The following is an 8,370-nucleotide window of genomic DNA, read 5'->3' as shown; positions in this document are numbered from 1 at the left end:
ACCCCGCAATGTATTTTTAATTTCTTTAAAAAGAACCGGCCATTGCAACCGGCTCTTTCCTTTAGTAGCGGGGACCAGACTCGAACTAGTGACCTTCGGGTTATGAGCCCGACGAGCTACCAACTGCTCCACCCCGCAATATATTTTTGAACAAAATTGCTTTTTTCTTTTGAAAAAACAAGATTATGATCCTTCCGAATTGGAGTACAAAGATATATTTTGTTTCTTTGTAATCCTAATAAAATTTAGAAAAATGTCACATAAAGCAGGATTCGTAAGTATCATCGGAAAGCCAAATGCTGGTAAGTCCACCCTAATGAACGCTTTAGTAGGTGAAAAGATGTCTATCATCACACCCAAAGCGCAAACGACAAGACACCGCATTATCGGTATTGTAAACGATGAAGACCATCAAATTGTGTTTTCCGACACACCGGGCGTCATCAAACCAAACTATTCTCTACAGGAATCAATGATGAACTTTGTCCAGGGATCGCTTATTGATGCCGACATTATTTTATTTGTGACCGATATCCACGAGAAATACGACGAGAATGACGTATTGGAAAAATTGCGTAAAACGAATTCTCCAGTAGCAGTCCTGATCAACAAAATAGATAAATCATCTGAAGAAGAGGTAAAAGCCAAAATTGAATTTTGGCAAGAAAAGCTAAATCCGGATACTATCTTCGCTATCTCGGCTAAATTGGATCATAATGTATCTGCTGTCATGCAATACATCAAAGATAAGCTGCCTATCCATGAGGCTTACTACGAAAAAGATGAACTAACGGACAAATCCATGCGTTTCTTTGTCTCCGAGATGATCCGTGAAAAAGTATTCAAACTGTATGACAAGGAAATTCCTTACAGTACAGAGGTGATTGTTACTTCCTACAAAGAAGAAGCAAATATCACGCGTATTGCCGCCGAAATCATTGTTGAGCGCGATTCGCAAAAAAACATTATCATCGGTAAAGCGGGAGCTATGATCAAAAAAGTAGGCACCTATGCCCGCCAGGATATTGAAGAATTTATTAACGGAAAGGTTTTCCTTGAACTTTTCGTTAAGGTAATTCCTGACTGGAGAAGCAAAAAGAATTACCTCAAGCGTTTTGGTTACGACGATTAATTAGTACTTAGTAGATAGTATTGAGTCTTGATATTCTGGTTGTACAAGCCTTAGTTCGATAAGCTCGTTTCATTAAAATATACACGGAGTGCTTTAATCTGTTTCAGATTAAGCACTTTTTTTAGGTCTTCATCCGAAGCTTCCTTTACTCGTTTAACAGATTTGAATTCGGTCAGCACCTTTTCCACCGTTGTTTTCCCGATCCCGGGTATGTTTTCCAATTCAGACACAAAAGTCTTGCGGCTGCGTTGATTACGGTGAAAGGTGATCCCAAAGCGGTGCGCCTCATCACGCAAGTGCTGGATAATCCTTAAAGTTTCAGATTTCTTATCTAAATAGAGTGGATACTGATCTCCGGGATAGAACAATTCTTCCAGTCGCTTAGCGATACCGATGACAGTTACCTTACGTTCTATTCCCAGTAAGCGCAAGCTTTTTAATGCAGCGCCCAACTGTCCCTTACCACCGTCGATAATAATCAATTGCGGCAAGGATTGATCTTCATCCAACAACCTCCTGTATCGTCTAAAAACAGCCTCCTCCATGGTCGCAAAATCGTTTGGTCCCTCCACTGTTTTCACGTTAAAATGTCTATAATCTTTTTTGGAAGGCTTTGCATCTTTAAATACCACGATAGCCGATACAGGATAATTTCCTTGGATATTGGAGTTATCAAAACATTCGATATGTTGTGGTAACACATTCATACGAAGATCCTTCTGCATCTGTTTTAAAATACGTTCGGTACGAATGTCAGGATTCAGTTTTTCGTATTGTAGCAGGCGTTCCTTCCTAAAAAAAGCTACATTTTTCTGGGATAGCTCCAGCAGCTTTTTCTTCTCCCCCAATTTAGGGATTGTAAATTTTATCCGTTCGTTTTCCTCGATATCCAATTCAAACGGAACAATAATCTCCCGCGACAGGCTTTTAAACCGTTCACGTATTTCGGGGATGGCCAGAGAAAGTAGTTCCTGCTCGCTCTCATCAAGACGACGTTTCATTTCAAGGGTCTGCGTCTGAATAATGACGCCGTTCATTACCTTTAAATAATTGACAAAGGCATACCCCTCATCTGAGGCAATGCTAAATACATCCACATTGGTTATCGAAGAATTGACCACGGTCGATTTGCTCTGATAATTATCCAGTTTATCGAGTTTGGCTTTAATCAATTGTGCCCGTTCAAAATCAAGTGAAGCTGCCGCTGCTGCGATGCTTTCCTTTAATCTATTGGTGACCACGGAAATTTTACCGTTCAAAATATCCTTGATGTCACTTAGGTTCTGATCGTAATCTTCTTCAGACTGATATCCTTCACAGGGCCCTTTACAGTTTCCAATCTGATATTCGAGGCAGATTTTGAACTTCCCTTTTCGGATATTCTCCTGTGTAAGCGCCAGATTACATGTCCGCAGCGGAAACAGTTCGCGGATTAGGTCCAGTACAATGTGCATCATACCTACAGAAGGGTATGGTCCGTAGTAGCGGGAACCATCCTTAATAAATTGCCTTGTCCAAAAAACACGGGGAAAGGGCTCGTTCTTGATGACAATCCATGGATAGGTCTTGTCATCCTTGAGCATGACGTTGTATTTTGGCTTATGCTTCTTGATTAATGAATTCTCAAGCAACCAAGCATCAATTTCGGTATCTACTATAGTAAAAGAAATACGATTGATCTTACGGACCAAAACACGGGTCTTACCGTTCAATTGATTTTCATTGACAAAATAAGACCCTACCCGGTTACGCAGGTCTTTCGCCTTACCGATATAGATCAATTCATCGTGTTTATCAAAATATTGATAGACCCCTGGTCGATGAGGTATTTTCTTTAATTCTTCTCTATAGTCAAATGTCAAAACTTTAAAAATTAAAAAGTAAAAAACGGAGACAGCTTATAAGCCATAGGCTATCAACACAAAGTCTCCATATTCACAGCTGAAAAGTCGAAATAAGAAAACGAAGACAGCATGTAAGCCGCAGGCTTGTCCAACCAAAATCTCAACACCCAATTCTAACACCTTAATATTCAGATTAAAACCCCAAACGATCATCCTTTAATTTGGGTTCATCCTTGCTGCTTGAGTCTGTAGATCCGTCTTCGACATCAGAGCCGCCACCGCCCCAATACTGGTTACAGTCAATGACACGGGTAAGTCCACCCTGTGGCTGTTCGAAATCACCTTTTGTATATTTCAAATTTGAATCTTTATAAACCTTTTGCATAAAGAAGGCAAAGACTGGCATAGCTGCGGCAGCCCCCTGTCCATATTCCATCCGGTCAAAACTGATTCCGCGATCCTCAGCTCCCGTCCAGACGCCTGTAACCAGTTCCGGAGTAATACCGATAAACCAGGCGTCAGAGTTATCATTGGTTGTACCTGTTTTACCACCGATCGGATTGGTGAGGTTGTATTTCCACTGAATACGTCGAGCTGTACCCTGAGATACAACTTTTTTCAGCATATCAACAATAATATAAGCGGATTCGCTATTCAGGGCTTTCACCACTTTCGGCGCCTTATCATAGATGGGCGTCCCATTTTTATCTTCGATACGTAAAATGGCTGTTGGCTCGATCCAGGTTCCCTGGTTAACAAAAGCAGAATAAGCACCAACCATATCAAAAACAGATGCTTCGTAGGCACCTAAGGAAATGGAAGGATAATTGGGCACGTCACTCGTTATTCCCATGCGTTTGGTTAATGCAGCGACCTCCGCAGCCCCCACTTCATGTACGAGATAAGCTGTTGCAAAGTTTTGTGAATAAGCTAATGCCTTCGCCAAAGTAATCGGATTCCCACCCTGTGCATTTCCTCTTGGCGTCCAACCATTGTATGTTTGTTGGTAATTCGGAATACTATAACAAGGCGAATAACCGTTGTCGATAGCTACTGCATAGGTAAATGGCTTAGCTGTAGACCCTACCTGCCGTGTCCCCATTTTAACCTGATCATATTTGAAGTGGTCAAAATCAATTCCGCCAACCCAAGCCTTAATATGCCCGGTTTTTGGTTCCATAGACATCATTGCATTCCGCAGCATGAGCTTGTTGTACTTAATGGAATCCATTGGTGTCATCATGGTATCTTTACTGCCTTTCCAGGTGAAAATATTCATCGGAACTTTCACATTGAACGCTTTTTTGATCTGATCGTCATTTAATCCTTCTTCGCGTAATATCCGATAACGATCAGAACGTTTCATTCCACTGATCAACAACTTCGCTTTATCGCCTTTGAACGGATCTCTATTTTTCCACTGCGCCGAAAACTTCGATTGCAGCTGCTTCATCCATTCTTTCTGCGCGTCCTCAGCATACTGCTGCATGGACATATTGATAGTCGTATAGATCTTTAATCCATCGCGATCTAAGTCATAAGGTGTCCCGTCAGCTTTAACAATCTTAAGATTAGCAAATTCCTTCTTAATCTGATCCTTCAATACAGCCCTAAAATAAGGTGCTAGCCCTTCACCGTAGTTTGCGATTTTCAATTCCAGTCCGAGTGGTTTCTCCTTCGCATTCGATGCTTCTTCGGCAGAAATAAAATTGGCGGCCACCATATTATTTAAGACGGTATTACGCCGCTTGGTCGCATTCTGAGGATAACGCACTGGCGAATATACACCTGGTCCTTTCAGCATACCAACCAATAGTGCTGCTTGATCCGCTGTCAATTTGTCTGGTGTAGTATTGAAATAAGTACGCGCCGCAGATTTTATCCCAAATGTATTGTATGCCCCGAAATCCACCGTATTAAAATACATCGTGATAATTTCATCCTTCGTGTAGTTTCTTTCCAAACGCACAGCTGTGATCCATTCCTGAAACTTTTGAATAATACGTTTTAAAAAATTCTTTTGACGGCCATCAGAAAAAAGATTGAGTGCCAGCTGTTGTGTGATCGTACTTCCCCCTTGCTTATTCCCGGTCAGGGTATGAAATATTACCGTAAATGTACGGGAATAGTCTATTCCGGAATGGTCATAGAAGCGCTTGTCTTCTGTGGATACCAATGCTTTGACCAGGTACGGCGATAGTTCGCTGTATTTCACATTCGACCGATTCTGTACATAATAAGTCCCTAATACTTTATGATCCTCCGTAATGACCTCAGACGCTAAATTGCTTTTTGGATTTTCCAGATCGTTAAACGAAGGCAATTTTCCAAATACTCCAAGGCGTATACTCAATATAAATAGAAATCCCAAGGCTACAATGCCGATAATGATCTTCCAAAAATTGAACGTATATCGTTTTATATCGCCTTCAGTAAGTTGATTTTTTTTTGATACTCGCTTCATCTATTTACTAAATTTCATGTGCAAATATTATTCATTTATGCTTTTTTTTATCTGGCATTTATGAATCTACAGCATTTTGTTTTTTTTAAAAGCTACATGGGATATCCATTTTTTTGATCCGTGTTTATCTTTTTTAATTGGATATTTCGCTATTCGCTCTTATTATAGACTTCAATATGATTTTAATGTCCACTCTATCAGATAATGTGCCAAAGAATGCTTCATGGCAAAGGTATTACTAATTCATTCAAAAGTGTGCATGAAAACATGAAAATGTTTCCATTTACCAAGTTGATGATGATGCTATACCCGTTCTATTAAACAGACGGCATAAGCAACAACACCTTCTTGCCTGCCGATAAAACCCATTGTTTCATTCGTGGTCGCTTTGATGGAAATATCATCTGTATCCAGACCTGTAGCCTCAGCAAGTTTAATCTTCATCTGTGGAATATAGGGCTTTATTTTAGGTGCTTCAAGGCAAAGCATCGCATCAATATTGCCAAGTTGATATCCTTTTGCCTGAATCAATTTCATACATTCTTTCAACAGCAACAGGCTACTGATCCCTTTCCACCGCATATCTGTATTGGGAAAGTGATAACCGATGTCTTCCAGGTTTGCGGCACCCAAAATAGCGTCACAGATAGCATGGACCAATACATCAGCGTCTGAGTGACCAAAAGCTCCTGCATGATGCTCCAAATGTACACCACCAACAATAAATGGATGCCCCGCCTTTATTTGATGGACATCAAACCCAAATCCTACCTTGATTTTCATTATTATTATTAAATTAAGAGAACACGCTTTTCAACGTAATAAATAAGCTCGTTTTGCTGTGTTTGTTCTGTAAAAGATGATCCATCCTCAGTTCATTTATTTACTTTGCAAGCTAGATTAGCAAGCACGATGCTTTCATTGCTACGAAGATAACATTTTAGAGCTGATATTTTGAAATGGAGTTTAGCATCAGACGCGATCTTCCGCTTTAACTATTGGCTATCAATAGCGGTATAATCCTAATAACAGAGGGCTATTTCGTTGGAAATAGCCCTCTGTTATAATTTATTGTCTGTTTGTTTTACTCAACCCTTAAGGAAATGGATCTATGCTTCCACTTCTTCAGGCGCAAACTGATCATACACTTCTCCAAAAGCATCGTAGTCCTGATCACCGTTAGGCTCAAAAACCTGAATGTCTTTGGATCTGGCAAAATCAACAATCTCCGTATTGACGTTTTCATCAGCTACGACCACCATATCCGTAAAATGCAACGCGCCTTTATAGATTGCTTCATAGCTACCATCACCATACACTTGCGCGTCTTCAGCTTTAAAAGCACCTTCTGGAGCCATTTCAGCATACTTTGAGCCCAACGTGCCTTTAAACTCTTCGTTAAACAAAGAATACATCACTTTTGCATCCTTAAATGTAGGGTCGTCCTTATACGTTGTTTTCACGTAAGCAGGTACCAAAGCAGAGAACCAGCCATGACAGTGTACTACATCCGGCGACCAGCCTAGTTTCTTAACAGTTTCCAACGCTCCTTTACAGAAGAACACCGAACGCTCATTATTGTCTGCAAAGAATTCGCCATGCTCATCACTAAAAACTTTTTTACGCTGAAAGTAGTCCTCGTTATCCAAGAAATACACCTGCATCCGAGCTGCAGGCAGTGAAGCTACCTTAATAATTAGCGGATTATCATTATTATCCACAACAATGTTCAAGCCTGAAAGACGAATCACCTCATGCAATCTATTTCTACGCTCATTGATATTCCCAAAACGAGGCATCAGGATCCGGATTTCAAAACCCTTCTCTTGCATCGCTTGAGGCAGTTGACGTGTAATTTCAGAAATTTTGGTTAATTCGAGGAAAGGCGACATCTCGTGAGTAATAAACAATATCTTCGTTTTTGCCATCTCCAGTTATTTTTATTTATTATTTTCGAACAGTAAAATCGGTCTACAAAGGTACAAAAAAAATACTTACCATGCAATTTACTATCAATCATCGTTTTATATTCCCAAAATAATATGCAACTTTGCGAACAAAAAACTATTCAGCAAAGTGGAAATTTTCAAAACGAAAGCATCGCTCCAAGCACATCTCCAAAAAGCACGCTCGGCAGGTAAAAAGATAGCCTTGATCCCCACCATGGGGGCACTTCATGAAGGGCATTTATCGTTATTAGATTATGCGAAACCCATCAGTGATATTCGTGTTTGTAGCATTTTTGTCAACCCCACGCAGTTTAACGACCCTAAGGATCTTGAAAAATATCCGCGTCCAATTGAAAATGATATTAAGCTATTGGAATCCGCCGATTGTGACATTTTATTTATGCCAAGTGTAGACGAAATGTATCCTGACAAGGATGAAAATTGGCATATTGACCTTGGCGAACTGGATCAAATCTGGGAAGGAGAAAAACGTCCAGGCCATTTTCAGGGTGTAACACAGGTAGTCTATAAATTGTTTACATTAGTACAACCCGATATTGCCTGTTTTGGTCAAAAGGATTTCCAGCAGGTGATGGTCATCAAGCGTATGATCGAAATCAAGGATCTTCCAATTCAATTGGCGATCTGCCCAATAATCAGGGATCAATACGGCTTAGCCTTAAGTTCCCGAAATATGCGCCTGAGCGAAGAAGGAAAAACAAAAGCCCTCGCGCTTTCACGTTCGTTACAATATGTGAAAGATCATCTTGCAGACAACATTGACCTACAAGAAATTAAACAGAAGGCCCTCGCTATTTTAACACAAACAAAAGGATTAACAGTCGAATATTTTGCGATCTGTGAAAGCAACTCTTTAAAAGAAGTTGAGCGAATTGATGCCAGCAAACAGTATGTTGCACTGGTAACAGCCTGGGTGGAAGGCGTTCGTCTTATTGATAATATGACGTTAGCTTAATAAAA

At 40.3% G+C, this 8,370-nt stretch carries 6 protein-coding genes and 1 tRNA gene; 2 read left to right on the top strand and 5 right to left on the bottom strand.

What is annotated here, in order from left to right; translation table 11 throughout:
- Positions 1-65 precede the first annotated feature (65 nt).
- Positions 66-138 (bottom strand) — tRNA-Met (locus HMAT_RS16110).
- Positions 139-253: 115 nt separating this feature from the next.
- Here HMAT_RS16110 and era point away from each other — a divergent pair.
- Positions 254-1,132, top strand: coding sequence for a GTPase Era (gene era, locus HMAT_RS16105; RefSeq protein WP_104384041.1), 879 nt, complete (start codon positions 254-256; stop codon positions 1,130-1,132).
- Between the two features lie 50 nt (positions 1,133-1,182).
- Here the strand turns inward: era and uvrC are convergent, their stop codons facing one another.
- The 4 genes from uvrC to HMAT_RS16085 form a co-directional block, all read right to left on the bottom strand.
- Positions 1,183-2,994 (bottom strand): excinuclease ABC subunit UvrC, encoded by a 1,812-nt coding sequence (uvrC, locus tag HMAT_RS16100; protein WP_199768683.1) that lies wholly within the window; start codon positions 2,992-2,994, stop codon positions 1,183-1,185.
- A gap of 175 nt (positions 2,995-3,169) precedes the next feature.
- Positions 3,170-5,440: a transglycosylase domain-containing protein gene (locus HMAT_RS16095; RefSeq protein ID WP_104383854.1), complete on the bottom strand. Its 2,271-nt coding sequence runs from the start codon at positions 5,438-5,440 to the stop codon at positions 3,170-3,172.
- Positions 5,441-5,743: 303 nt separating this feature from the next.
- Positions 5,744-6,223: a 2-C-methyl-D-erythritol 2,4-cyclodiphosphate synthase gene (gene ispF, locus HMAT_RS16090; protein ID WP_104383853.1), complete on the bottom strand. Its 480-nt coding sequence runs from the start codon at positions 6,221-6,223 to the stop codon at positions 5,744-5,746.
- 326 nt (positions 6,224-6,549) lie between these two features.
- Complete coding sequence (locus HMAT_RS16085) at positions 6,550-7,368, bottom strand: glycogen/starch synthase (protein ID WP_104383852.1); 819 nt, start codon at positions 7,366-7,368, stop codon at positions 6,550-6,552.
- A gap of 148 nt (positions 7,369-7,516) precedes the next feature.
- On the opposite strand from HMAT_RS16085, the gene panC reads away from it, so the two are divergent.
- Positions 7,517-8,365 (top strand): pantoate--beta-alanine ligase, encoded by an 849-nt coding sequence (gene panC / locus HMAT_RS16080; RefSeq protein ID WP_104383851.1) that lies wholly within the window; start codon positions 7,517-7,519, stop codon positions 8,363-8,365.
- Positions 8,366-8,370 lie beyond the last annotated feature (5 nt).

The organism is Sphingobacterium sp. HMA12 (assembly GCF_002933815.1).
GTDB lineage: Bacteria > Bacteroidota > Bacteroidia > Sphingobacteriales > Sphingobacteriaceae > Sphingobacterium.
Note: the sequence above shows the minus strand (reverse complement) of the source record. Positions and strands in the feature narration are given on the sequence as shown.

What these genes read in the sequence shown, in the direction of transcription:
- ispF (WP_104383853.1), bottom strand. Translation starts at nt 6,223, where the DNA reads ATGAAAATCAAGGTAGGATTTGGGTTTGATGTCCATCAAATAAAGGCG.
- HMAT_RS16095 (WP_104383854.1), bottom strand. Translation starts at nt 5,440, where the DNA reads ATGAAGCGAGTATCAAAAAAAAATCAACTTACTGAAGGCGATATAAAA.
- era (WP_104384041.1), top strand. Translation starts at nt 254, where the DNA reads ATGTCACATAAAGCAGGATTCGTAAGTATCATCGGAAAGCCAAATGCT.
- HMAT_RS16085 (WP_104383852.1), bottom strand. Translation starts at nt 7,368, where the DNA reads ATGGCAAAAACGAAGATATTGTTTATTACTCACGAGATGTCGCCTTTC.